The sequence below is a fragment of the Methylocella sp. genome (assembly GCF_041905455.1).
Lineage (GTDB): Bacteria > Pseudomonadota > Alphaproteobacteria > Rhizobiales > Beijerinckiaceae > Methylocapsa.
In genome coordinates, this window is the sequence record NZ_JAYRLA010000005.1 from 78,885 (window position 1) to 101,628 (window position 22,744).

The window sequence follows — 22,744 nt, forward strand, 5'->3', positions numbered from 1 at the left end:
TTCCATTCTCGCCGTTCCGGCCAATTTTCCCATTCCGGCCAGGACGCCCGCGCCGCGGGGCCTCAGCCTTCCTAAAGCCGTCCGCCGGTCTTGCCAGCGCGCGCGTCAGGACGCAATGTCGCGCCTGCTGGGAATTCTTCGGCGCCCATGGACGCGGCGCCTCCCGCCAACCCGGAGCGCCCGCCCCGCCTCATGGACGTATTCCTGCAGCAGCTCATCAACGGCGTCACCCTCGGCTCGATCTACGGGCTGATCGCGATCGGCTACACCATGGTGTTCGGCATCATCGGCATGGTCAATTTCGCCCATGGCGACGTGTTCATGCTCTCCGCCTTCATCGCGCTGATCATTTTTCTGATTCTGACGCAGATTCTGGGCGTCGGCTCGCTCGCCTTCGCCTTCGTGATCGTGCTGTTCGCCGCGATGGCGCTGACCTCGCTCTGGGCGTGGGCGATCGAGCGCGTCGCCTACCGGCGGCTGCGCGGCTCGTTCCGGCTCGCGCCGCTGATCTCGGCGATCGGCATGTCGATCTTCCTCTCGAACCTCGTCTATGTGCTGCAGGGGCCGCGCAACAAGGCGCTGCCGCCGATGTTCAACGACGTGATCCGGGTGACGCAGGGCGGCGGCTACGACGTCGTCGTCTCCTACAAGCAGGCGCTGATCGTCGGCGTCACCGCGCTGCTGCTCGCCGGCTTCTGGCTCCTCGTCCAGAAGACAAGCTTCGGGCGGGCGCAGCGCGCCTGCGAGCAGGACGCGCGCATGGCCGCCCTGCTCGGCGTCGACGTCGACCGCACCGTCTCGCTGACCTTCGTCATCGGCGCGGCGCTCGCCGCCGTCGCCGGCGTCCTCTACATGGTCTATTACGGCGTCATCAATTCGAGCGACGGCTTCGTGCCGGGCGTCAAGGCCTTCACCGCCGCCGTGCTGGGCGGCGTCGGCTCGCTGCCCGGCGCCGTGCTGGGAGGGCTCGCCATCGGCCTCGTCGAGACCTTCTGGGCCGCCTATTTCTCCAGCGACTACAAGGATGTGGCCGCCTTCTCGATCCTCATCGCGACGCTGATCTTCATGCCGTCAGGCCTGTTTGGCCGGCCCGACGTCGAGAAGGTCTAGCAAATGGCGCCGACGGAAGGCGAACGGCCGCAAGAGCGGCTGCGCCAGTCGCTGAAGGGCGCGGGCCTGGCCGCGCTCCTCATGGCGGCGCTGAGCTTCCCCATCCTCGCCTTCAGGACCGAACAGGACTTCGACAACCGGCTGGCGCTTGCGAGCCGCTGGCCGACGGTCGCCGCCTTCGTCGCCGCCGCCTTCGTCCTGCGCTTCGCCTTCCTCCTCCTCGCCGGCCGCAAGCGGCGCGCCCTGACGACGCGCGCGCCGTCCGAGCGGCGCGCCAAAGTCCTCGCCGCGGCGTGGACATGGGCCGGCGCGCTGGGCCTTGCCGCGCTCCTCGCCTTCCCCGTCGCCGTCACCGCCCTGCTCGGCCCCGCCGGCGCGCTGAAATGGATCGACAATTTCGGCGTGCAGATCCTGCTCTACGTGCTGCTCGGCTGGGGCCTCAACATCGTCGTCGGGCTCGCCGGCCTGCTCGACCTTGGCTACGTCGCCTTCTACGCCGTCGGCGCCTACGCCTACGCGCTGCTGTCCGCGCATTTCGGCCTGTCGTTCTGGCTCTGCCTGCCGATCGCCGGGCTTCTCGCGGCGGGCTTCGGCGCGGCGCTCGGCCTGCCCGTCCTGCGGCTGCGCGGCGACTACCTCGCCATCGTCACCATGGCCTTCGGCGAGATCATCCGCCTCGTGCTCGTCAACTGGACGGCGCTGACCAACGGCGACGCCGGGATCGGCTCCTTCCCGCGCCTCACCTTCTTCGGCTGGCCCTTCGTTCCGGGCCCGCACGGCGCGTCCGCCCTGCTCGGGCTGAAATTCGCGCCGGTCCACCGGCTGATCTTCCTGTTCTACCTGATCCTCGCGATCGCCCTCGTCGTGAATTTCCTCACCCTTCGCCTGCGCAAGGCGCCGCTCGGGCGCGCCTTCGAGGCGCTGCGCGAGGACGAGATCGCGGCCAAGGCGCTCGGCGTCGACACGGTCGCCGTCAAGCTCGCCGCCTTCTCGCTCGGCGCCTCGATCGCCGGGGTCGCCGGCGCGCTGTTCGCGGCGCGGCAGAACTTCGTCTCGCCGACGAGCTTCACCTTCATGGAGTCGGCGACGATCCTCGCCCTCGTCGTGCTCGGCGGCGCCGGCTCGCAGCTCGGCGTCGCGCTCGCCGCGGTCGCGATCATCGGCGGCTCGGAGCTCCTGCGCGAGCTCGACGCCCTGAAAAACCTGTTCGGCCCATCCTTCGATCCGACGCAGTACCGCATGCTGATCGTCGGCCTCGCCATGGTCGCGGTGATGAACTGGCGCCCGCGCGGCCTCGTCTCGCTGCGAACCCCGACGATCTTCCTGCGCCGCCCGAAGCTCGTCGTCGGGGCGCTCGCCGGCGAGGGCCGCGGCTGATGAGGCCGCCGCTCCTGCGCGTCGAGAACCTCGCCATGCGCTTCGGCGGGCTCTCGGCCGTGCAGTCGCTCGATTTCGAGGCGAAGGTCGGCGAGGTCACGGCCCTGATCGGGCCGAACGGGGCCGGAAAGACCACCGTGTTCAACTGCGTCGCCGGCTTCTACCGCCCCTGCGGCGGGCGCATCGCCCTGACCATAGCGGCGCCCGGGGCGAGCCTGAGCGACACCCAATGGCGGGCGCGGCTCGACGCGGCGACCAGAGCGCCGCGGCGCGCGCTGAAGGGCGGCGCCTGCGACATCTTTCTCCTGGAGCGCATGCCGGGCCACGAGATCGCGCGCGCCGGCGTCGCCCGCACCTTCCAGAACATCCGCCTCTTTCGCGGCATGACGGCGCTCGAGAACCTTGTCGTCGCGCAGCATCGCGCCCTCGTCGGCGGCCCGCTCGACCTGCCGGCGCGCCTCGGCTTCGGCTTCGGGCCGCGCGCCTACGGCGCGCGCGAGGCGCGCGCGCTGGAGACCGCCCGCTACTGGCTCGAGCGCGCGGGGCTGCTCGAGCGCGCCGACGAGCCGGCCGGCGCCCTGCCCTATGGCGCGCAGCGTCGGCTCGAGATCGCCCGCGCCATGGCCGGCGCGCCCGTCCTGCTCTGCCTCGACGAGCCCGCCGCCGGCCTCAACCCGCATGAATCGCACGAGCTCGCCGCGCTCATCGGCAGCCTGCGCGACGAGCACGGCGTCTCGATCCTGATCATCGAGCACGACATGTCGGTCGTCATGAGAGTCGCCGACCATATCGTCGTGCTCGACCACGGCGTGAAGATCGCCGACGGGACGCCGGCGCAAATCCGCGCCGACGAGGCGGTGATCAAGGCCTATCTCGGCGTCGACGACGCGGCCGAGGCGGCGAGCTTTCCGGCGTGAACGCGCGCGCGCCCCTCCTTTCGGTTCGCGGCGTGCGCGCCGGCTATGGCGGCGTCGAGGCGCTGCGCGGCGTCGACCTCGACGTCGGCGACGGCGAGATCGTCACGCTGATCGGCGCCAACGGCGCCGGCAAGACCACCCTGATGATGACCATCTTCGGCGATCCGCGCGCGTCGGCCGGCGAGATCCGCTTCGACGGGCGCGATCTCACGAAGCTCCCGACGCATGAGATCGCAAAACTCGGCCTCGCCCAGTCGCCCGAAGGCAGGCGCGTGTTCGCCCGCATGAGCGTGCGCGAAAACCTGCAGATGGGCGCCATGCTCGCCGGCGGCGCGCATTTCTCGCAGGACCTCGAACGCATGTTCGCGATCTTCCCGCGCCTCAAGGAGCGCGCCGGCCAGCGCGGCGGCACGCTGTCGGGCGGCGAGCAGCAGATGCTCGCCATCGCGCGCGCGCTGATGAGCCGGCCGCGTCTGCTCATGCTCGACGAGCCTTCGCTCGGCCTCGCCCCGCTCGTCGCCAGGCAGATTTTCGAGGTTTTGCGCGACCTCAACCGGGACGGCCTCTCGGTGTTCCTCGTCGAGCAGAACGCCTTCCACGCGCTTTCGCTCGCCCATCGCGCCTATGTCATGGTCAATGGCGAGATCACGCTTTCGGGCGGCGGGCGCGAGCTGCTGGCGCGCCGCGAGGTGCGCGCCGCCTATCTCGAGGGCGGGCTTTGAGCGCGCTTGCGGCCTTCCTCGCGATCAGCGTCGCGCTGTGCGGCTCGGCCGCCTTCGCCGCCGGGCGGGCGGCGGCGCTCGCCTGGAGCCCGCGCCCGGTCGCCGCGCTGTACGGGCTGCTCATCGCGCTCGCCGCGCGATTCCTGCATTCTGCGCTGGCCGGCGAACCGCTCCTCAGCGCGCGCGGCTTCGCTCTCGACCTCGGCGCGGCGCTGGCGTTTCTTTCCGTCGGCTACATGCTCGCCCGGCGGCGGCAGATGCGGGTTCATTACGGCGCCCTTCTCGCGCGCGAAAAAGGCGGACAGGGAGACTGACGATATGAAACGGTTGAGGTTTTTCGCGGCCGCCGCGCTCGCTCTGGCGCTCGCCGGCGCCGCGCCCGCGTCGGCCGACGTGCAGATCGGCGTCGGCGCGCCGATCACCGGTCCCGACGCCGCCTTCGGCGCGCAGCTGCGCAACGGCGTCGAGCAGGCCGCGGCCGACATCAACGCGAAGGGCGGAATTCTCGGCCAGAAGATCGTCGTCCATGTCGGCGACGACGGCGCCGACCCCAAGCAGGGCGTCTCGGTCGCCAACAAATTCGTCGGCGAGCAGGTCGCCTTCGTCGTCGGCCACTTCAATTCCGGCGTGACCATGCCGGCGTCCGACGTCTACGCCGAGAACGGCGTGCTGCAGATCACGCCCGGCTCGACCAATCCCAAGATCACCGAGCGCGGGATCGCGACGCTGTTCCGCACCTGCGGGCGCGACGACCAGCAGGGCGCGGTGGCGGCGAAATTCCTCGCCGGCCTCAAGGACGCGAAGATCGCCATCGTCCACGACAAGACCACCTACGGCAAGGGCCTCGCCGACGAGACGAAGAAGAACCTCAACGCGCTGGGGATCAGGGAAGTCCTCTACGAAGGGCTGAACAAGGGCGAGAAGGATTTCTCGGCCCTCGTCTCCAAGATCAAGGGCTCGGGCGCGACGATCGTCTATTGGGGCGGCGTGCACACCGAGGGCGGCCTGCTGCTGCGCCAGATGCGCGACCAGGGGGTGAGCGCGCCGCTGATGGGCGGCGACGGCATCGCCTCCGACGAATTCGCCGCCATCGCCGGGCCGGGCGTCGAGGGCGCCTTCATGACCTTCCCGCCCGACCCGCGCGAGCGCCCGGAGGCGGCCGGCGTCGTCGGCGCGTTCAAGGCGAAGAACTATAATCCCGAAACCTACACGCTCTACGCCTACGCCGCCGTGCAGGTCCTGAAACAGGCGGCCGAGGCCGCGAAGTCGCTCGATCCGCAGGAGATGGCCGCCGTGATGCACTCGGGCCGGAGCTTCGACACGGTGATCGGCCCCCTGAGCTTCGACGCCAAGGGCGACGTGACGCGGGCCGACTACGTCGTGTTCGAATGGCGCAAGGGCCCGGACGGGCGGATCACCTACAAGCAGATGTAGGCGCTCTCAGGAGCGCCCGCTCACCACTCGTGCTCGGCGCCGACGCCGACCGACACCGCGCCGGTCGCGTCGATCACGCCGCGGGCCTTGACCGCGCGCCAGATGTCGAAGGTGACGCCGACGCCGGTCTGCTGCGGCGTCGCGCCCGACTGAATTCCGACGTTGACGCGATCGCCGAGGAAATTCGACAGCGGATTGCTCGAATCGCCGGCGCCCAGCCCGAGCGAGCGGCGCAGCTCCTCGAGCGCGTCGTTGCCGCCGGTGTAGATCGCCACCGCCTGCGCCAGCATCAGGGCCTGCGTCGGCGAGAGCTGGCCGGACGACGTGCCGAACAGGAGGCGCGACATCACCTCGTCCTGCGGCAGGTCGGGGCTCGACGTGAACGAGAAGGCGGGATCGGACGGCGGCCCGCTGACGCCGACGTTGATCGAGGCGCCGCCGGCCTGCGTCGAGGCGAGGAAGTCGAGCTCGGGATTGAGGTCGCCCGAGAAGGTGAGGTTGGCCCTCGTGAAGTCGAGATCGCTCGTCAGGATGCGCAGCCGGCCGGTGACGAGGCTGAAGGCGCCGACCGGCTTCGGATTCTGCAGCGTGCCGGTGAGCTTGAGGCCGCCGCCGAGCGTCGCGTCGAGGCCGCGCCCGCGCACGCGGATGTGGCCCGGCGCGTTGATCGCAAGGTCGAGCGCGGCGTCGAAGGCCGCCCCGGCGCGCCTGGCGCGCGCGTCGAGCGCGAGGCGGGCGGCCGCCGTCGGCGTCGGAGCGATGTGGCGCCCCGGCAGCGGGCGCAGCGAAGCGGGCAGCCGGTCCGGGATCTGGATGTCGAGCGAGAGGATGTCGACCTTGCCGCCGACGCGCGGGTTTTTCGCGAGCGGGCCGGACAGCGTCATGTCGAGATTGGCGACGCCGGTGGCGATCGCGCTCTGCACGAGCTGGGCGTTGCGCCCGGAAAGGCGGATGTCGCCGGGAAAGCCCGCCGCCGGATCGACGCGGACGGAGCCTGAGGCCGAGAGCGTTCCGCCGTTGGGCGTCGAGGCGCTGGCGCGCTCGATGGTCAGCATGTCGCCCTTGGCGACGACTTTCGCATTGATCGCGTCGAGCCGCACGCCCTGGTCGACGTCGCGGAAGGAGCCGCCCGCAAGGCTCGCCGAGCCGAAGACCTGCGGCTTGGCCAGCGTTCCGCCGACGCGCCCGTCGATGGCGACGCTTCCCTTGACGTTGCGCCCGGCCGCCGACATCGAGCGGTTGGCGATCCCGGCGTCGAGCGCGCCCTTGACGGCGAGGTCGAGCGCGCCCTCGGCCGACATCGGCGCCGAGCCCTTGATCGTGAAGCGCCCGGCGGGCGGCGCGGCGATCGTCGCGTCGGTCGTGACGCGCCCGTTCTCGAAGCGGCCGGAGGCGGAGACGGCGATCGGCGGCAGGCCGGCCGATTTCGTCTGCGGCGCCGTCAGGCCCGCTATGGACAGCTTGTAGGCGCCGGTCGGCGCGCCCGCCGGGCCCGAGACGTTCGCCTCGCCGTCGAGCGTTCCCGAAAGGCCAAGGCCCGGGCTCGCGATCTCGGCGACGGAGAGCGGGATTCTGCGCGCCGCGACCTTGAGGTCGAGCGTCTCGCCGGCGCGCCCGTCGATCGAAAGGCGTCCGCCGCCGAGGTTGAAGGCGAGGTTGCGGAACGCCGCCCCGCCGTCGGCGATGGTGACGGAGGCCGGGCCGGCGAGAGCGATGCGCTCGCGCCCGCGCGAGACGTCGAATCTGGCGAGGTCGATGCGCACGGGCGTCTGCGCCAGCACGCGGGCCCTGGCGTCGAGCGAGAAGCCGCTCGCCAGCGCCGACAGGGTCACGTCGCTCGCGTCGCCCGAAGGGCGCGCGTCGAGCCTCACGCGCGAGACGGTTTGCCCCGCGACGCGCGCCTCGTCGATCGCGGCCGAGCCCGAGACGCGCGGGCTGCGGTAGAGGTCGCTCGCCGACAGATCGGCGGAGAAGCGCGAGAGCGAAACGTCGAAGGCGGAGACGTCGCGCCCGCTGCCCTTGAGGCTCGCGTCCTGGCGGCCTCCCTCGTGCGAGAAGGCGGCCTCGACGTCGAGCGCGCCCGAAAGCTTGCGCAGGGCGAGCGCCGAGAGGTCGTCGAGGTTTGGCGCGCTGACCGAGAGCTGGCCGGCGGCGAAATTGTCCGCGTCGAGCGACAGCGCGCCCCTGGCGCTCGCCGAGCCGATCGAAAGGTCGAGATCGGAAAGCGCATAGCCGCCGGCGGCCGGACGCGACAGCCTCAGGCCGCCGCGCGCCGGCTTGCGGTCGATCTCGCCGTCGAGCGAAAGGCGCGCGTCGAGGTCGCCGCGCAAATCCTTCGCCTGCGCCTTCACTTCGAGGCGCGGCACCGGCCGGCCGATGAGGCTCGCGTCGCGGATCGCGATCGTCGCGTCGGCGTCGGGCTTGTCCAGCGTGCCGGTGAGATGGGCGGAGATTTCGGCCGCGCCTTTCGCCCGCGCGTCGGCCTTCGACAGGTCGGGCGCGAGAATCTGCGCGGTGAGATCGGCGAGCGCCGGAGTCGCCGCGCCGTCGACGCGGGCGCTGGCGTTCGGGCCGTTGAGGCGCAGATCCTTGAAGCCGAAGCCGCCGTCCGGGTCGAGCCGCGCCGCGCCAGCGAGCGTCAGCGTCCCGCCGAACAGCCCGTCGACCGCCGAAAGCCCCGTCGCGAAGCGCTCGGCCCTGGCGTCGAGATTGGCCGAATAGCGGTTCGAGCGCGGCGTGCCCTCGACGTCGGCCTTGAGCTTCGCCGCGCCGGCGAGCGTGAGGTTCGCAAGGCCGGAGAAGCGCGAAAGGTCGGGGAAGGCGGCCTCGAGGCGCCCGCGCAGCTCGCTCTTGGCGAGGCGGCCCTTGAAGCCCGCCGACAGGCTCTCCGACTTCAGGTCCAGCGCGTCGAGATCGGTGCCGCCGCGGATGTTAGCGCGGCCGCGCAGCGTGAGGCTCGCCTGCGAGCCGACCGCCCTGGCGAGCGACGGGTTCGCCAGCGCGAGGCCTTTCAGCGCGGCGTCGGCGGACAGGTTGAGGACGGTCGAGGCCTCGCCGATGGGGCCGCTCGGCGCGGCCTTGAAGCTCGCCTCGAGCCGGTCGAAGGCGGCGGCGGGCAGGCGCGCGCGCTCGGCTTCGAGCGTCGAATCGACGGTCGGCTGGTCGAGCGCCCCGCGCACCGCCGCGTTGAGGGCGAGGCGGCCGATCTCGAGGTCCTTGAGCTTCGTGCCCGCGCCGTCGTTGGCGACGTTCTCGGCCATGATCGTGATATCGGCCTGCCTGTCCTTCGACACCGCGCCCTTGACGACGAGCCGCGCGGCGGCGGCGGTGAGCGCGACGCCCGGGATGTCGACGCTCGAATCATCGTTGAAGGCGACGTTGCCGGAAAGGCGGGTCGTTCCGGCGAAGACCGGCGCGGCGACGTCGGGCAGCATGCCGGACACTTCCGCGGCGAGGTCGAAGCCGAAGCGCCGGCCGGCGCCCTCGCGGTTCAGCGCCGCGTCGCCCTTGGCGCCGACGCCGGGCCCGGCGTCGAACAGCAGCTTGGCGTTGAAGGCGTCGAGCGCGCCGGCGCCGTCGATGTTGAGGCGCACCGGCGGCCGGTTCGGAATGTTGGCGAGCTCGGAGATGATGCCGCCGGCCGGCTCGTCGAGATTGACCTTGAGGTCGAGCCGCTGCGTGCCGGGCACGAGGTTGAGGCGGACGTTGACCGTCGCCGGCTTGTCGAGGCGCTGCGCGTCGAGAAAGAACTGCAGCCCCTCCGCCGGCGGTCCGAGCTTGGCGTAGCCGCCGGTCGAGAAGGCCGATTCGACGCCGAACACCGGCTTGCTGAGGTCGGCTCTTGCGAGCGTGAACTGCCTGATGTCGACGCGCAGCGGCAATTCGGGCAGCAGAGGCTGGTCTTCGCCCGAGACGGGCGTCTCCGCCGGGATCGGCCGGCGCGGCATCTTCACCTCGTCGACGTCGAGCTGGTCGACCTCGAGGCGCCGCTGCAGCAGGGCGAGGCGGCGCCAGACGATGCGCGCCTTGTTGATCGACAGCCAGACGCCGTCGCGGTCGGCGATCTGGAGATTGCGGATGGTGGCGTCGGACGACAGCGCGCCCTCGATCGCGCCGATCGAGACGCGGCTTTCCGGCGTCGAGAGGGCGCGCGAGATGAGGTCGGCGAGCACGCCCTTCTGCTCGTCGGCGGCGCGGCCGCCGACGGCGAAGGCGACGAGCCCGGCGCCGACGATCGCCAGCGCCAGCATGGCGGCGAGCGCCGAGAGGGAGATGATCCTGCGCCGCGCCATCAGAAGGGCTGCCCGATGCTGACGTAGAAGGCGACCGGATAGTCGCCGTCGCGCGGGTTGAGCGGCCGGGCGAAATCGACCCTGATCGGTCCGATCGGCGTGTAATAGAGGAGGCCGAGGCCGGCCGCCATCCGCGTGTCGCCGCAGCCGCCGCTCGGGATCGAATCGCAGTAGGCGCCGCCGACGTCGAAGAAGGGCGCGACGCCGAAGTCGCCCCAGACCTTGAGACGCGCCTCGAGCGTGGCGTTGAAGGCGGAGAGGCCGCCGACGGTGTAGCCCTGCCATGTGCGCGGGCCGACCGAATTGTAGCGGTAGCCGCGCAGCGTCGCGAGGCCGCCCTCGTAGAAGCGGTAGTTGGCCGGGAGCGAGGCGAGGCCGCCGTCGACGCCGAAGATCGAGCCGAAGCCCGCGCGCGCGGCGAGCACGTAGTCGGCGGACTCGTCGATGGCGTAATAGGCCGAGCCGGCGACGCTCGCCTTGGTGAAGCCGGCCGAGCCGAACACGCCCGGATAGGGCGTCACGGTCGCGGCGAGGCGGAAGCCCTGCGTCGGGTTGAGCAGGTCGTTGGTCCCGTCGTAGCGGATCGACAGCGGGACGCCGAGGAAGGCGTAGTCGACGCGTCCGAGCGAGTCGGTCGCCTCGCCCTTCTCGAACTTGAGGCCGGCCTGCAGCTGCAGGCTCTCGTCGACGCGGTAGCGCAGCGCCGCCGTGCCGCCGGCGAGCTGATAGGCGTAGCCGCCGAAGTCGCCGCCGCCGGCGCGGTTCAGCTCGGCGGCGCCGCTCGCCAGAAAATCGACGCGCGAACCCCACAGCGCCGGCTTGACGAAGCTCGCCGAGACGCGCCCGCCGAGCCCGGCCTCGCTGAAATTCTGCTCGCCGAAGGGGCCGGCGCCGGTGGTGAGGCCATAGACGCGCGGCGTGTAGAAGGCCGCGCCGTCGAGGCGCAGGCTTTCCGCTCCGCCAAACAGGTTGCGGTTCTCGTAGTAGACGTTGCCCATCGGGCCGTCGACCGTCGAATAGCCGGCGGTGAAGCCGACGAGATTGTTCGCGCGGTCGCCGACCTCGATGAAGACCGGCAGATTGCCCGAGGCGTCGAGATGGTCCGCCTCGCGGATGCGCACCGAGCCGACGGCCGGAATCGAGGTGATCGAGCGGCGCGTCTCGGAGAGCGCGCGCGGGGTGTAGGGCTGCCCCTCCTGCAGGTAGACGAAGGAGCGCACGATCGCCGGGTCGAAGCCCTGCGGCCCCGTGATCGACACCGCTCCGAAGCCCGCCTGCGGCCCCGGCGTCACCGTGAAGGCGACGTCGACCGTCCCGTTCGCATGGTCGACGACCGGCTGCGGGAGCGGCGCCTTGACGAGCGGATAGGAGCGGGCGCGGAAATAATCGACGAGCCGCGCGTTGGCGGCGCGGATGTCGGCGGCTTTGGCCGGATCGCCGGGCTTCAGCCTCGTCACGTAGTCGGGCGGGACGTCCGGCGGAAAGGGCGCGCCCGCGCCGTCGAGGACGGCGATCCGGCGCAGGGCGAACAGTTCGCCCGTGTGGACGACGATCGTGACCGGAACGAGGGCGCGGCCGCGATAGGCCTCGGCCGCCCGCGCCAGGCTCGTCAGCTCGCCCGCGCCCATGAGCTTCTGCTCGGCGCCGCCGACGCGCGCGAAGATCTTCGCGTTGAAATAGCCCTGCGCCCACAGGGCGTCGAGGAGCGGGGCGAAATCGGCGCCGACGCGCAGGGCGAGCGCCGCGCCGTCCGAGGGCGGATCGCGCCGCAGCCGGTAGGCGACGGAAGCGTCCTGCAGCGACGGCTTGACGCCCTCGTCGCCCTCGACGACGAAGTCGATCGCATAGGGCAGGCTTTGCGGCGTCGGCTCGAGCGGCTTCTCGGAGCCGAACAGCCCGAAGAAGTCGAAGGCGAGCGCCGCGCCCGGCGCGGCGGCGAGCGTCAGGAGGCCGGCGAGCGCCGCGCGGCCGGGGAACGCCAGGAGGCCGGCGATGGGCGGAGCGGCGAGGACGCGCGCGGCCGACCCGAAACCTCGTCCCCTGCGCCCCATTCCTGCTCCCTGCGCCGTTTCGCCCGCGCCGCGGCGGCCCCTCCTCGCGCTCCCCGAAGGAACGCGCCCGACGTGTCTTGGCGGGCAAACGTGAATTTTGCCCGTGCGGACGAGGTTAACGCTTTCTTAACGCAGGGTCTGTTGCGCGAAAGCCTCAGGTCTTCTCTTCCCCCGCCCACTGGCGTCCCTGCGTGATGAGGCGGGCGCTGCGGTGGCCGAGCAAATAGATCCACAGCCAGCTCAGCGCGACGCCGAGCCGGTTGCGCAGGCCGATGAGGAAGTAGATGTGGATGATCCCCCACAGCCACCAGGCGAACGAGCCTTTCACCTTGATCCAGCCGAAATCGGCGATCGCCGCCCGCTTGCCGATGGTCGCGAGGCTGCCGACGTGCCGGTAATGGAACGGCGCCGGCGCAGGCTTGCCGGCGAGGCGCGCCTTGATGACGGAGGCGACGTAGACGCCCTCCTGCTTGGCCGCGGGGGCGATGCCCGGCACGGGCGCGCCGTCCGGGCCGGCGATCGAGACCGTGTCGCCTACCGCGAAGATGTCCTTGTGGCCGGGAACCGTCAGGTCGGGCTCGACGAGGAGGCGCCCGACGCCGTCGGCCGGCGCGCCGAGCCATTGCGCCGCGGGCGAAGCCTGCACCCCCGCCCCCCAGAGGATGGTGCGCGCCGGCAGGACCTGTCCGCCGAAGGTCACGCCTTCGGCCGAGCACTCGGTGACCGGCGCGCCCGTCCGCACCTCGACGCCGAGCCTCTCGAGCGCCTTTTCGGCGTAGGCCGAAAGATCCTCGGTGAAGCCGGGCAGGATGCGCGGGCCGGCCTCGATCAGCACCACGCGGGACTTGCGCGTGTCGATGGCGCGGAAATCCTCGACGAGATTCTCATGCGCGAGCTCGGCGATGGTGCCGGCGAGTTCGACGCCGGTCGGCCCGGCGCCGATGATGACGAAGGTGAGCAGCGCGGCGCGCTTTTGCGGATCGGCCTCGCGCTCGGCCCGCTCGAAGGCGATGAGCACGCGCCGGCGAATCGTCGTCGCGTCCTCGAGCGTCTTGAGGCCGGGGGCGAAAGGCTCCCATTCGTCGTGGCCGAAATAGGCGTGGCGCGCGCCCGTCGCCAGGATCAGCGTGTCATAGGCGACCGAGCCGCCGTCCTCGAAGGAGACCGTCTTGCCCGCCGGATCGATCCCGTCGACGCTCGCGAGCAGCGTCGTCACGTCCTTGCGCCGCGCCATCAGATGGCGCACCGGCCAGGCGATCTCGGAGGTGGCGAGCGAGGTCGTCGCCACCTGGTAGAGCAGCGGCTGGAACAGATGGTGGTTGCGCCGGTCGACGATGGTGATCCTGACGGGGGCGCCTTTCAGTTTCTGCACGGCGTGCAGGCCGCCGAAGCCGGCCCCTACGACGACGACATGGTGCAGCGGGGTTTCCATCGCAGGCCTTTCTCGCTGGGCGCGCCCGGGGGGGCCGCCCTCTAGCCATTTTGATCTGGCGCTTAACCCGCACGCGGCTTGGGGGGGCGCCCGGCGCCGCGCTTTGCGGCGCCGGGCGCCCTCTGCTATCGAGACGGCGCAGGCCCCGCGCGGCGCGGCGCGGCGACCAGGGAGAGCGCGATGGGCGGACGATGGCTGCGCGCGGCGGCGCGCTTTCTCGGCGTCCTGATCGTCCTGTTCTCGGCGCTGTGGGGCGCGCTCGCGCTGTGGTTCCAGCTCCCCCTCGAGCAGACGCCGCGGCTCGCCGTGATCGCCGCCTTCCTCCTCCTTGCGGGGCTGACGCTCGCAGGCCTGTTCCGGCGCCGCCTGCGCGACGCCTTCATCGCCTACGCCGCCGCCTTCGCGGCGCTGCTCCTGTGGTGGGGGACGATCCATCCCTCGAACGACCGTGATTTCGCGCCTGCGGTCGCCCATGGCGTCACCGGCGTCCTGCGCGGCGACGAGCTGACGGTCCAGAACGTGCGCAACTTCAACTGGCGCAGCGAGCAGGACTTCGACGAGAACTGGGAGGAGCGCAGCTACGACCTCGAAAAGCTCGAGGGCGCGGACTTCTATCTCGTCTATTTCATGGGGCCGCTGATCGCCCACTCGATGGTCAGCTTCAATTTCGAGGGCGGGCGCCATCTCCTGTTCTCGATCGAGATCCGGCCGGAGCGGCATGAAGCCTTCTCGGCGCTCGGCGGATTCTTCAGGAAGTTCGAGCTGATCTTCCTCGCCGGCGACGAGCGCGACTACCTGTTCCTGCGCAAGGAGAGGGGGGAGGACGCGCGGCTATTCCGCCTGCGGCTGACGCAGCCCCAGGCGCGCAAGCTGCTGCTCGAATACATAAGCGAGGCGAACGCGCTCGCGGCGCATCCGCAATTTTACAACACGCTGACGGCGAACTGCAATTCGACCATCTTCGTGATGATCCGCAGCCTGTTCCCGAATTTCCCGAAAGACTGGCGCGTGGTGCTCAACGGCTTCCTGCCGGGCTTCTTTTACGACCATAACCTCGTCGACACGCGCGTTCCGCTCGACGAGCTGATCGCCCGCGCCCATGTCACCGACCGTATCGCTCCGGGACTCTCGGAGGCGGAATTCGGCGCAAGATTGCGCGAGAATCTGCCCGACCCCAACCGCTGAGCCGCCTCTCGCCCTCCTCGCCCGCGACAATTCGCGCCGCGCGCCGATCTTCCGGCGGCGATTTCGCGTTTCCTCCCGCAATGCAGCATAGCGCGCCGCGGCGCGCAAAGGAGCTTACGCCGGAAACGGCGCAGGCAACGCGAACGGCGGCTTGAGCGTTGAGGACGCGGCGGGCTCCAAGACCCGCGGAACGGGAGCGCGAGGCCGCGCAAGGGAGACACATAATGAAATCAATCATGCTCGCCCTGCTTCTCACCGTCGGCGTTGCGGGCGCCGCGGCGGCCGATCAGCCCGGCGAAGACTGGATCAGTCTCGCCAACCTCAAGGCGAAGCTGCAGTCGCTGGGCTATACGGGCGCGCTCGCCGAGGCCGACGACGGGCGATGGGAAGGCCTCGCCGTCAAGGACGGCGCGATCTTCAAGTTCGAGGCCGATCCGCTGACCGGCGAGATCAGGCGAAGCTGGCCGATGAGCGACGGCGATCTTTGAGGCAGCTCACGCGACAAGCTCGCCGTAGATTTTCATGGCCTCGTCGCCATAGTCGCGCCAGCCGCCGAAGGACTTGACCCTGGCGAGCGCCTTCGCGCCCATCGCGTCGCGCAGGTTCGGGTCGTCGGCGAGGCGCTGCAGCCGCTCGGCGAGGGCGTCGACGTCGCGCGCGGGGAAGATGAAGCCCTCCTCGCCGTCGCTCACGATGTCCTCGACGCCGGTGTTCGGCGTCGCGATCACCGGACAGCCGCAGGCCATGGTCTGCGCCAGCACCATGGCGAGCCCTTCCTCGAGGCTCGGCAGGACCATGACGTGGCTGGCGCTCATGCGCTCCTTGAGCTTCTCCTGCGGCATGTGGCCGACCGCCCGCGCCTCCTTCGGCCACAGGCCGCGCGCCTTCAGAAGCTCCATGACCGGCGCCGACGTCGAGCCGACGAAGGTCAGGCTCTTGTTCGGATGCTCCACCTTGTCGAAGGCGGCGCACAGATAGGGCAGGCCCTTGCGCAGGCTCATGCCGCCGACGAAAAGCACGTCGAAGCGCCCGGCGGCGGGCGCGCCGGCGGGCGCGAAGCGGGAGAGATTCACCCCGTAGGAAAGCCGCCGCATCTTCTCGAGCGGCACGCCGCGGTCGAGGAAGGTGCGCAGCACGAAGCTCGAGGGCACGGTGACGCGGTCGGCCTCGGCGTATTCGGCCTCCTCGACCGCGATCACGCGCGGGTCGACCGGCTCGCCCGGAACGCCCCAGCGGGCGTTCTCGTCGGCCAGGATCTCGCTCTGCGCGCGGATGTGGGTCGAGCCGCGGTCGCAGACATAGGCCGCGCCGCGGCTTTTCGCGCGCCGTCCCGCCTTCAGGCTCGAGCCCGACAGGCCGACATAGACGTCGCAGGGCGGCAGCTTCGCGGCGGCGTAGGCGGCGAAGCTTTCGGCGTCGAGCCGCTCCCACAAGCCGATCGCGGGGTCCGGCAGCCGATCCTTCCACGGAAAGGCCATGTAGGCGCCGTGGACGAGAGGGAAACTGTGGATCAGCTCCTGCGGAATCTTCTCGTTCTTCAGCTTGAAGCGCGGATAGCCGGTCATGACCCCGGCGAGGGCGTCGCGCGCGAACAGCTCGCGGGCGAGGTCGAAGGTGTGGAACTTGCCGATGGTCGAGAGGGCGACTTTCACGGGGCGGGCTCTCGCTGGCCAGAACGGAACGGTTTCGTCAGAAGGGCTTCGCCGGGGCGCCGGACGCGGCCTCGGCGAAGGAGAGCCACGCGATGTAGACGCAGACGGCGGCGATGAACGCCTCCGAGACGAGCATGCCGATCGCCGCGCCGTCGACGCCGACGAGCAGGCCAAGGCCCCAGGACACGGCGACGCACAGGAGCGCGGCGACGAGCGACCAGCCGGCGAGGCCGACGTGCCGGTTCGTCGACATCAGCAGGATGCGCGGCACATGCCAGATTCCGCCGATCGCCGCATAGGCCAGCAGCCAGGCCATCAGGCTCGGGACGAAGGGGATGCGTCCGTGCGTCCAGATTTCGAGCAGGAACGGCGAGACGAAGTAGAGGACGACGCTGAGCGCGACCGACTGCGCCGCGCTGAGGAGCGCCGAACGCCGGTACAGCGCGCGCGCGGCGCTCATGCCGCCATGCCCGTAGAGACGCGAGAACTCCGGTCCGAGCGCATGGCTGAACATGGCGGTGACCTGCACGGCGATGCGGGCGATGGTGCGGTAGGTGTTGAACAGGGCGACGGCGGTCGTTCCCGAAAGGGCGCCGACGAGCAGCGTCACCCCCTGGAAGCTCAGCGCGTTGGCGAGGGGAAAGGCCATGAAGGAGACCGCCGGCCGGGCGACGCTCATGAGCTCCTCCTTGCTCGCCGCGGCGAAGCCGAGGCGCAGACCCTGGCCGTCGCGCTGGCCGAGGACGGTCAGCAGCGCCGTCCCGAGGCAGCGCCCCGTGAAGCCGGTGAGGGCGACGCCCGAGAAGGTGCGGAACAGCGCAAGGCCCAGCATGTAGCCGGCAAATTCGGTCAGGCGCGAGATCTGCCCGAGCATGGTGCCGACGGCGTAGCGGCCGGTGGCGCGGAACACCGCCTCCGACAAGCCGCCGTAGAGGGCGACGAGCACGCCGCACAGCAGCGCGGCGAGGGCCACGCGCATGTCGAAAGTCATGTAGGCGGGCAGCGGCGCGAGCAGCGCGACGGGGACGAGCAGCAGGCCGAGGCCGCCGCAGACGACGGTCATGAACAGCTGCGCGCTCTGGTAGACGCGGTTGGCCTCAATGAGGTCGGCGCGGCCCACGGCCATCGCCATCTTGTTGCCGGCCGCCGTGACCATGCCGACGTCGGCCATCACGACATAGGCGGGGATCGCCGAAAGCAGCAGCCACGACCCGTAGGTCGCCGGGTCCCAGAAATAGAGGAAGAGCGGCAGCGAGAAAAGCTGGATGGCGATGCTGACGACCTGGCCGAAGGCGTTGGCGCCGAAGCCGAGTATGATCCTGCGAAGCATGCCGGCGCCCGCTCCAAAACTCGTCTCGCAACTCTATTGCGCCCTCTAGAGGGGCGCCATGATGAAGTCAAGGTTTGTCCCAACGAGCCTCGCGCGCGGGCCGCCGATAAACAGCGCTCCGGCGCTTATGACTGCATGAAAGCTGGGCGTTCTCAGCCTCGCTGCGGCTTTTCGTCTCGATAATGTTGCCGAAACTCCGGACGGCGGCGGTTCCGTCGCGGAGCGCGGCCCGCGCAGCCTCGTCTTCGACCCGACCCGGGGGCGGCGCGGGCCGCGCTCCGGCGATTCCCTCGCGCCGCACGCCGTACTAAGCTCGCACCGGCGCCCGATTCCCGGCGCCGGCTTGAGCGGGGACCTTCATGCGCATTCTCGTGGTCGGCGCCGGCGCGATCGGCGGCTATTTCGGCGCGCGCCTTCTCGCCGCCGGGCGGGACGTAACCTTCCTCGTGCGGCCGCGCCGCGCCGCGCAGCTCGAAAAGACCGGGCTCGTCGTGAAAAGCCAGCTCGGCGACCTCGACATCGCCGCGCCGCCGACGGTCCAGAGCGCGGACATCTCCTCCCCCTTCGACCTCGTGATCCTGTCGTGCAAGGCCTATGACCTCGACGACGCGATCGCCTCGCTCGCGCCGGCCGTCGGGCCCGCGACGCTGATCCTGCCGCTGCTCAACGGCATGCGCCACCTCGACGCGCTCGACGCGCGCTTCGGGCCGGCGCACGCGCTCGGGGGCCTGTGCGCCATCTCGACGACGCTCGACGCCGACGGCCGCGTGCTGCATTTCGGCGACTTCCATTCGGTCGCCTTCGGCGCGCGCGAGAGCGGGCAGGACGGCCCGGCGCGCGAGGTCGAGGCGGCGCTTTCGGGCGCCGGCTTCGACGTGCGCCGCAGCGACAAGATCGCGCTCGAGATGTGGGAGAAATGGAGCTTCATCGCCGCCGCGGCGGCGACCACCTGCCTGATGCGCGCGACCGTCGGCGACATCGAGGCGGCCGGCGCGCTCGACGTCCCTCTCGCGCTCCTCGACGAGACGGCGGGAATAGCCGCGCGCAACGGCTTTCCTCCGCGCGAGCCGGCGCGCGCGCGAGGGAGAGCGATGCTGACCGCCAAGGGCTCGGGCTTTTCCGCCTCGATGCTGCGCGACGTCGAGCGGGGCGGGCGAACCGAGGCCGACCACATCCTCGGCGACCTCATCGCCCGATCGGGCGAGCCGCAAGCCCTGTCGCCGCTCGCCCTCGCCTACGCCCATCTTCGATGCCACGAAGCGCGCCGCATCCGCGAGGCGCCCTGAACGAACGGAGCCATGCTCATGCAGCCGCAAGCCTTCTGGGACTCCTACCGCGCGACCTTTCGCAGATACGCCGATTTCACCGGCCGCGCCTCGCGGGGCGAATTCTGGGCCTTCGTCCTTGTCTATATCGTGATCTGCATCGCCGCCTCGCTGCTCGACCGGATTTTCGGCATGGGCCAGGGCCGGCCGGGACTGTTCCTGTCGATCGCCGAGCTCGCCCAGCTTTTGCCGCTGATCGCCGTCGGCGTGCGGCGCCTGCACGACATCGGCCGCACCGGCTGGTGGCAGCTGCTGATGCTCTCCGGGATCGGCGTGCTGCTGCTGGTGTTCTTCTACGCGCAGCGCGGCGAGGCGCTTCCCAACCGCTTCGGGACGCCGCCGGCGGACGCGCCGGCGCTGCTTTAAATCGGAGGAGCGCATGCGCGTCGCGTTTCTGGGCCTTGGCCAGATGGGCCGGGCGATGGCCGCGAACCTTTTGAAGAACGGCCATGAGGTCGCGGTGTGGAACCGCTCGGCCGCCGCCTGCGCGCCGCTCGAGGCGCTCGGCGCGAAGGCGGCGCCGACGCCGGCCGCCGCCGCGCGCGGCGCGCAGGCCGCGCTCACCATGCTCGCCGACGACGCGGCGCTGCGCGCCGTCGCGCTTGGCGAGGACGGGCTGATCGAGGGGCTGGAGCCCGGCGCGACGCATGTCTCGATGAGCACCGTGTCGGTCGCCCTGTCGCATGAGCTTGCGGCGGCGCACGCCGCGCGCGGGCAGGATTTCGCCAGCGCGCCGGTGTTCGGGCGGCCCGAGGCGGCGGCGGCGCAGCAGCTCGTCGTCGCGGCGGCCGGCGCTCCCGCGACGCTCGAGAAGGTCCGGCCGGCGCTCGAAGCCGTCTCGCGACGCGTCTTCGTCGTCGGCGAGGCGCCCGAGCAGGCCAATCTCGTCAAGCTCTCGGGCAATTTCCTGATCACCTGCGTGATCGAGAGCCTCGCGGAGGTCTTCGCGCTCGCGGAGAAGGGCGGCGTCGAGCCGCGCAAGGTCTTCGAGCTTCTGACCGAGACGCTGTTCGCCGCCCCGGTCTACAAGACCTACGGCGAGATCATCCTGTCGGAGAAATTCTCGCCGGCGGGGTTCAGGCTGCCGCTCGGCCTCAAGGACAACCGCCTCGTGCTGCAGGCGGCGGAGGCGCTCGAAACGCCGCTGCCGCTCGCGGCGCTGGTTCGCGACCGCTTCCTCGCCGCCCTCGCCAACGGCGACGGCGAGCTCGATTGGGCGGCGATCGCGAGGCGCGCGCGCTCCGACGCGGGGCTTGGATAGCGCCCCTCAGAAGGGAATCGAGTTCATCAGCCCCTCGGGCGCCGGCCACAGCGGGTCGTCGAAGCTGACCGCCTTGGCCAGCGGAAAGGCGTCGTAGAGCGCGCGCCCGTCGTAGGCGAGCGGCTTCCATTCGCGGTCGATCGCCGCCATCGCCGCGGCGAAATCGGTCGGCTGGCCGCGGTCCTGCGCATAGGCCAGCACATGCGAGGCCCCGACGCCCGAATAGAAGTCGCGGAAGCGATGGTCGATCTTCGCCGCCGGATCCTCGACGGGAAGGCGCATGAGCCCGCCCGGATAGGTCGCGAACCAGGCGCAGGGAACGCCATAGATCTCGGCGAGGACGATCCCGTGCAGGCTGGTCGAGAGGATGCGCCGGCAGCTCTGGATTTCCCTGATCTTCGCCTTCATGGCCGGAAAATTCGCCGCCGTATAAGTGTTGACGAGGATCGCCTCGTCCTCGAGTTCCGGCGGGATCCTGTAGCGCTTGAAGATCTCCTTGACGCCGCCCGCGGCGGTCGCCTGCTCGAGCTCCGAGATGTGCAGGATGATCCCGAGCTCGCGCGTCTTCTCCGCCTCCGGCGGGACGATTTTCGGCAGCAGAAGCACAGGATCGCCGTAGACGCCGGGATCGGCGACGCCGGCCGCCTCCAGCGCCCTGCCCGTGAAGCGCCCGCGCACGGCGTGGGCGACGATCTTCGTGTCGGGCGCGAGGCCGAAGGGCGCCTTCGCGCCATGCACCGGGTGGCGCGCGGCGTCGAGGCCGGTGCCCCAGAAATGAACCTCGCCCTCGCGAAAATTCTGGCCGATGGTGCCGACCGCGGCGAGCCGGTCCTCGGGCCGGTCGAAAGCCGCGCGGCGCACCGGCTTGCCGGAAAGCACGGCGACGAGCACGGCGCTCAGCGCGTCGCCGAGATTGCAGTCGGGATGCGTCTGCGTGCTCGCGACCCAGACCAGCGGAATGGTGTTCAGATCGTCGAAAAGCATCGTCTCTCCCGCCTGCGGCGTCTCGCGCGGCCTTGCGAAGCAGCAGCGACGCCGGCTTGTCAAGCGCGCCGGACGAGGTTTGACACGTTCCCGGGCGGCCCTTATGCAGGCGGCCTTGCGACTGGGGAGCGCGCGCCTTGAGCGAATTCGCCGAAATCGTCGAGAAGGCCGGCGCCGTCCCGCTCGGCTGGGCCGGCAGCACCGAGAAGATGGACTACCTCAACTTCGGCGACGCGCTGAGCCCGGTCATGGTGGCCTTGTGCTCCGGGCTTCCGGTCGAGCGCATCCCCTTCGCGTCGAAGACCCCTCGCCTCGCCGCGGTCGGCACCATCGGCCACGGCTTCTCGGGCGGAAAGGTCTGGTTCTGGGGCACGGGCTGCTCGCCCTGGCTCAACCCCGGCAAGGCGGGCGTCGAGAAGACGCCTTATGTCCCGCCGCAGGACACGACGATCGACATCCGCGCGACGCGCGGGCGCGTGTCGGAGCAGCTGCTGAGCGGCGGCGAGGGCGGCCCGGGCGTCTACGGCGATCCGGTCTGGCTGCTGCCGCGCTTCTACGATCCGGGCCTCGAGAAGAAATACGAGCTTGGCGTCATCCTGCATCTGTCCGAGCTGACCGACCGCGAACTCGACGTGCATTTCAACGAGCAGTTCCAGCGTTATCTCGTGCCCGACGAGCTCGCCGGAAAAATCCGCCTCATCAACACGGTGACGCGGATCGGCGTCGACCCGATGCGTGAGAAGCTCGACGAGATCCTGTCCTGCAAGCGCCTCGTCTCGACCAGCCTGCACGGCATGGTGTTCGCCGAGAGCTATCGCATCCCCTGTCTCTATTTCGCCCCGCACAGCCAGCGGAACGGCGTCAGGATCGGCGTCGACGAGGCCGAAAGCGTGCTCTCGAACGACCTCGATCCGCGCGTCGCCGACCTCTACTCCGGCCTCGGCAAGGCGCGTTTTCCCGTCTATGTGCAGCCGCGCACGCGCCGCACCGACTGGGAGAAGCTGATCGCGGCGATCGACTCCGCCTGGTCGCCGGTCTCGCTCGACGGCGACGCGCTCCTCGCCGCGCTGCCGATCAAGCCCAACCCGGTCGCGGCGCCTCCCGGCGGAACGGTGTTCGACCTGCCGCTGATCCGCGGCCTGGCGCTCCAGCACGACGTGAAAAGCCTGCGGCAGGCCGACGCGCGCCGTCACAAGCCATAGGCCGAAAGCACGCCGTCGGGCGCTCGCGCGTTCGTGCGCGGCGGCGGCCTTGCGTCGCCTCCGCGCCGGGAGCATGGCTTGGCGCGCGCCTCCCGCGCCGGAGCCTTCTCCATGACCGCAAGATTCGCCGCCGCGCTTTGCGCCGCCCTGCTTTTTTGCGCGCCCGCCTTCGCCCAGAGCGCCGAGCCGCAGCCCGCCGCCCCGGTTCCTCCGCCGCCCGCGCCGGCGATGCCGGCGCCTGCCGCCCCTGCGCCGCCGCCGCCCGCGGCCGGCGGCGTCACGCCGCGAGACCAGTGCCGCGCGCAGACCGCCTCGCTGCGCGGATCGCCCGGCTATCACGACGCAGTCCATCAATGCATGAAGGCGGCGGCGGAGCGCTGCCGCAGCGCCGGCCTCGCCGCCGGGACGCCGCATAACGCCCTGCACGCCTATGTGGAATCCTGCATGGGGCCGATCTGACCCGCAGGCGG

At 70.8% G+C, this 22,744-nt stretch carries 19 protein-coding genes; 13 read left to right on the forward strand and 6 right to left on the reverse strand.

Features of this window, described 5'->3' with window-relative positions:
* Positions 1–192 precede the first annotated feature (192 nt).
* The 6 genes from ACE3OG_RS05935 to ACE3OG_RS05960 are packed head-to-tail and all read left to right on the forward strand — an operon-like array spanning position 193 to position 5,560.
* Positions 193–1,110, forward strand: a complete 918-nt coding sequence (locus tag ACE3OG_RS05935; RefSeq protein ID WP_374306878.1) for a branched-chain amino acid ABC transporter permease — start codon at positions 193–195, stop codon at positions 1,108–1,110.
* 3 nt (positions 1,111–1,113) lie between these two features.
* Positions 1,114–2,487 (forward strand): high-affinity branched-chain amino acid ABC transporter permease LivM, encoded by a 1,374-nt coding sequence (gene livM, locus ACE3OG_RS05940; protein ID WP_374306673.1) that lies wholly within the window; start codon positions 1,114–1,116, stop codon positions 2,485–2,487.
* On the forward strand, positions 2,487–3,404 hold the full coding sequence (locus tag ACE3OG_RS05945; RefSeq protein ID WP_374306675.1) for an ABC transporter ATP-binding protein: 918 nt from the start codon (positions 2,487–2,489) through the stop codon (positions 3,402–3,404). The genes livM and ACE3OG_RS05945 overlap by 1 nt, the downstream gene beginning before the upstream one ends.
* Complete coding sequence (locus tag ACE3OG_RS05950) at positions 3,401–4,126, forward strand: ABC transporter ATP-binding protein (RefSeq protein WP_374306677.1); 726 nt, start codon at positions 3,401–3,403, stop codon at positions 4,124–4,126. The genes ACE3OG_RS05945 and ACE3OG_RS05950 overlap by 4 nt, the downstream gene beginning before the upstream one ends.
* The gene (locus ACE3OG_RS05955) at positions 4,123–4,440 is read left to right on the forward strand and encodes a DUF6867 family protein (RefSeq protein ID WP_374306679.1); all 318 of its coding nucleotides are present in this window, start codon (positions 4,123–4,125) and stop codon (positions 4,438–4,440) included. The genes ACE3OG_RS05950 and ACE3OG_RS05955 overlap by 4 nt, the downstream gene beginning before the upstream one ends.
* A gap of 4 nt (positions 4,441–4,444) precedes the next feature.
* Positions 4,445–5,560, forward strand: coding sequence for a branched-chain amino acid ABC transporter substrate-binding protein (locus ACE3OG_RS05960; protein ID WP_374306681.1), 1,116 nt, complete (start codon positions 4,445–4,447; stop codon positions 5,558–5,560).
* Between the two features lie 20 nt (positions 5,561–5,580).
* On the opposite strand, the gene ACE3OG_RS05965 is transcribed toward ACE3OG_RS05960, so the two are convergent.
* The 3 genes from ACE3OG_RS05965 to ACE3OG_RS05975 all read right to left on the reverse strand — a co-directional run bounded on the left by ACE3OG_RS05965 (position 5,581) and on the right by ACE3OG_RS05975 (position 13,335).
* The gene (locus tag ACE3OG_RS05965) at positions 5,581–9,852 is read right to left on the reverse strand and encodes a translocation/assembly module TamB domain-containing protein (RefSeq protein WP_374306683.1); all 4,272 of its coding nucleotides are present in this window, start codon (positions 9,850–9,852) and stop codon (positions 5,581–5,583) included.
* A complete protein-coding gene (locus ACE3OG_RS05970; protein WP_374306685.1) occupies positions 9,852–11,903 on the reverse strand; it encodes an autotransporter assembly complex family protein in 2,052 nt (683 codons plus the stop codon). Before ACE3OG_RS05970 ends, ACE3OG_RS05965 begins: the two co-directional genes overlap by 1 nt.
* A 154-nt stretch (positions 11,904–12,057) precedes the next feature.
* Positions 12,058–13,335, reverse strand: coding sequence for an NAD(P)/FAD-dependent oxidoreductase (locus ACE3OG_RS05975; protein WP_374306687.1), 1,278 nt, complete (start codon positions 13,333–13,335; stop codon positions 12,058–12,060).
* A gap of 180 nt (positions 13,336–13,515) precedes the next feature.
* Between ACE3OG_RS05975 and ACE3OG_RS05980 the strand changes: the two genes are divergently transcribed.
* Together ACE3OG_RS05980 and ACE3OG_RS05985 are read left to right on the forward strand one after the other, a co-directional pair.
* Positions 13,516–14,520: a DUF4105 domain-containing protein gene (locus ACE3OG_RS05980; protein WP_374306689.1), complete on the forward strand. Its 1,005-nt coding sequence runs from the start codon at positions 13,516–13,518 to the stop codon at positions 14,518–14,520.
* Between the two features lie 224 nt (positions 14,521–14,744).
* The gene (locus ACE3OG_RS05985; protein ID WP_374306691.1) at positions 14,745–15,008 is read left to right on the forward strand and encodes a PepSY domain-containing protein; all 264 of its coding nucleotides are present in this window, start codon (positions 14,745–14,747) and stop codon (positions 15,006–15,008) included.
* 6 nt (positions 15,009–15,014) lie between these two features.
* On the opposite strand, the gene ACE3OG_RS05990 is transcribed toward ACE3OG_RS05985, so the two are convergent.
* Together ACE3OG_RS05990 and ACE3OG_RS05995 are read right to left on the reverse strand one after the other, a co-directional pair.
* Positions 15,015–16,172: a glycosyltransferase family 4 protein gene (locus tag ACE3OG_RS05990; protein WP_374306693.1), complete on the reverse strand. Its 1,158-nt coding sequence runs from the start codon at positions 16,170–16,172 to the stop codon at positions 15,015–15,017.
* 37 nt (positions 16,173–16,209) lie between these two features.
* A complete protein-coding gene (locus ACE3OG_RS05995) occupies positions 16,210–17,502 on the reverse strand; it encodes a lipopolysaccharide biosynthesis protein (protein ID WP_374306695.1) in 1,293 nt (430 codons plus the stop codon).
* A 359-nt stretch (positions 17,503–17,861) separates the two neighbouring features.
* On the opposite strand from ACE3OG_RS05995, the gene ACE3OG_RS06000 reads away from it, so the two are divergent.
* From ACE3OG_RS06000 to ACE3OG_RS06010, 3 genes are read left to right on the forward strand one after another with little or no spacing between them, the layout of a single operon-like run.
* Positions 17,862–18,788: a ketopantoate reductase family protein gene (locus ACE3OG_RS06000; RefSeq protein ID WP_374306697.1), complete on the forward strand. Its 927-nt coding sequence runs from the start codon at positions 17,862–17,864 to the stop codon at positions 18,786–18,788.
* An 18-nt stretch (positions 18,789–18,806) separates the two neighbouring features.
* Positions 18,807–19,193, forward strand: a complete 387-nt coding sequence (locus ACE3OG_RS06005) for a DUF805 domain-containing protein (protein WP_374306698.1) — start codon at positions 18,807–18,809, stop codon at positions 19,191–19,193.
* 13 nt (positions 19,194–19,206) lie between these two features.
* Positions 19,207–20,088, forward strand: coding sequence for an NAD(P)-dependent oxidoreductase (locus ACE3OG_RS06010; protein ID WP_374306700.1), 882 nt, complete (start codon positions 19,207–19,209; stop codon positions 20,086–20,088).
* A gap of 6 nt (positions 20,089–20,094) precedes the next feature.
* Here the strand turns inward: ACE3OG_RS06010 and ACE3OG_RS06015 are convergent, their stop codons facing one another.
* Positions 20,095–21,072 (reverse strand): polysaccharide pyruvyl transferase family protein, encoded by a 978-nt coding sequence (locus ACE3OG_RS06015; RefSeq protein WP_374306702.1) that lies wholly within the window; start codon positions 21,070–21,072, stop codon positions 20,095–20,097.
* 137 nt (positions 21,073–21,209) lie between these two features.
* Between ACE3OG_RS06015 and ACE3OG_RS06020 the strand changes: the two genes are divergently transcribed.
* Together ACE3OG_RS06020 and ACE3OG_RS06025 are read left to right on the forward strand one after the other, a co-directional pair.
* A complete protein-coding gene (locus ACE3OG_RS06020; protein ID WP_374306704.1) occupies positions 21,210–22,274 on the forward strand; it encodes a polysaccharide pyruvyl transferase family protein in 1,065 nt (354 codons plus the stop codon).
* Between the two features lie 111 nt (positions 22,275–22,385).
* A complete protein-coding gene (locus ACE3OG_RS06025) occupies positions 22,386–22,733 on the forward strand; it encodes a hypothetical protein (protein ID WP_374306706.1) in 348 nt (115 codons plus the stop codon).
* Positions 22,734–22,744: the final 11 nt, after the last annotated feature.

Bases quoted from the DNA above. Each gene is read 5' to 3' on its own strand.
- ACE3OG_RS05970 (WP_374306685.1), bottom strand. From the start codon at position 11,903: ATGGGGCGCAGGGGACGAGGTTTCGGGTCGGCCGCGCGCGTCCTCGCC.
- ACE3OG_RS06015 (WP_374306702.1), bottom strand. From the start codon at position 21,072: ATGCTTTTCGACGATCTGAACACCATTCCGCTGGTCTGGGTCGCGAGC.
- ACE3OG_RS05980 (WP_374306689.1), top strand. From the start codon at position 13,516: ATGGGCGGACGATGGCTGCGCGCGGCGGCGCGCTTTCTCGGCGTCCTG.
- ACE3OG_RS06000 (WP_374306697.1), top strand. From the start codon at position 17,862: ATGCGCATTCTCGTGGTCGGCGCCGGCGCGATCGGCGGCTATTTCGGC.
- ACE3OG_RS06005 (WP_374306698.1), top strand. From the start codon at position 18,807: ATGCAGCCGCAAGCCTTCTGGGACTCCTACCGCGCGACCTTTCGCAGA.
- ACE3OG_RS05945 (WP_374306675.1), top strand. From the start codon at position 2,487: ATGAGGCCGCCGCTCCTGCGCGTCGAGAACCTCGCCATGCGCTTCGGC.
- ACE3OG_RS06025 (WP_374306706.1), top strand. From the start codon at position 22,386: ATGACCGCAAGATTCGCCGCCGCGCTTTGCGCCGCCCTGCTTTTTTGC.
- ACE3OG_RS06010 (WP_374306700.1), top strand. From the start codon at position 19,207: ATGCGCGTCGCGTTTCTGGGCCTTGGCCAGATGGGCCGGGCGATGGCC.
- ACE3OG_RS05975 (WP_374306687.1), bottom strand. From the start codon at position 13,335: ATGGAAACCCCGCTGCACCATGTCGTCGTCGTAGGGGCCGGCTTCGGC.
- ACE3OG_RS05965 (WP_374306683.1), bottom strand. From the start codon at position 9,852: ATGGCGCGGCGCAGGATCATCTCCCTCTCGGCGCTCGCCGCCATGCTG.
- ACE3OG_RS05935 (WP_374306878.1), top strand. From the start codon at position 193: ATGGACGTATTCCTGCAGCAGCTCATCAACGGCGTCACCCTCGGCTCG.
- livM (WP_374306673.1), top strand. From the start codon at position 1,114: ATGGCGCCGACGGAAGGCGAACGGCCGCAAGAGCGGCTGCGCCAGTCG.
- ACE3OG_RS05995 (WP_374306695.1), bottom strand. From the start codon at position 17,502: ATGCTTCGCAGGATCATACTCGGCTTCGGCGCCAACGCCTTCGGCCAG.
- ACE3OG_RS05985 (WP_374306691.1), top strand. From the start codon at position 14,745: ATGAAATCAATCATGCTCGCCCTGCTTCTCACCGTCGGCGTTGCGGGC.
- ACE3OG_RS05960 (WP_374306681.1), top strand. From the start codon at position 4,445: ATGAAACGGTTGAGGTTTTTCGCGGCCGCCGCGCTCGCTCTGGCGCTC.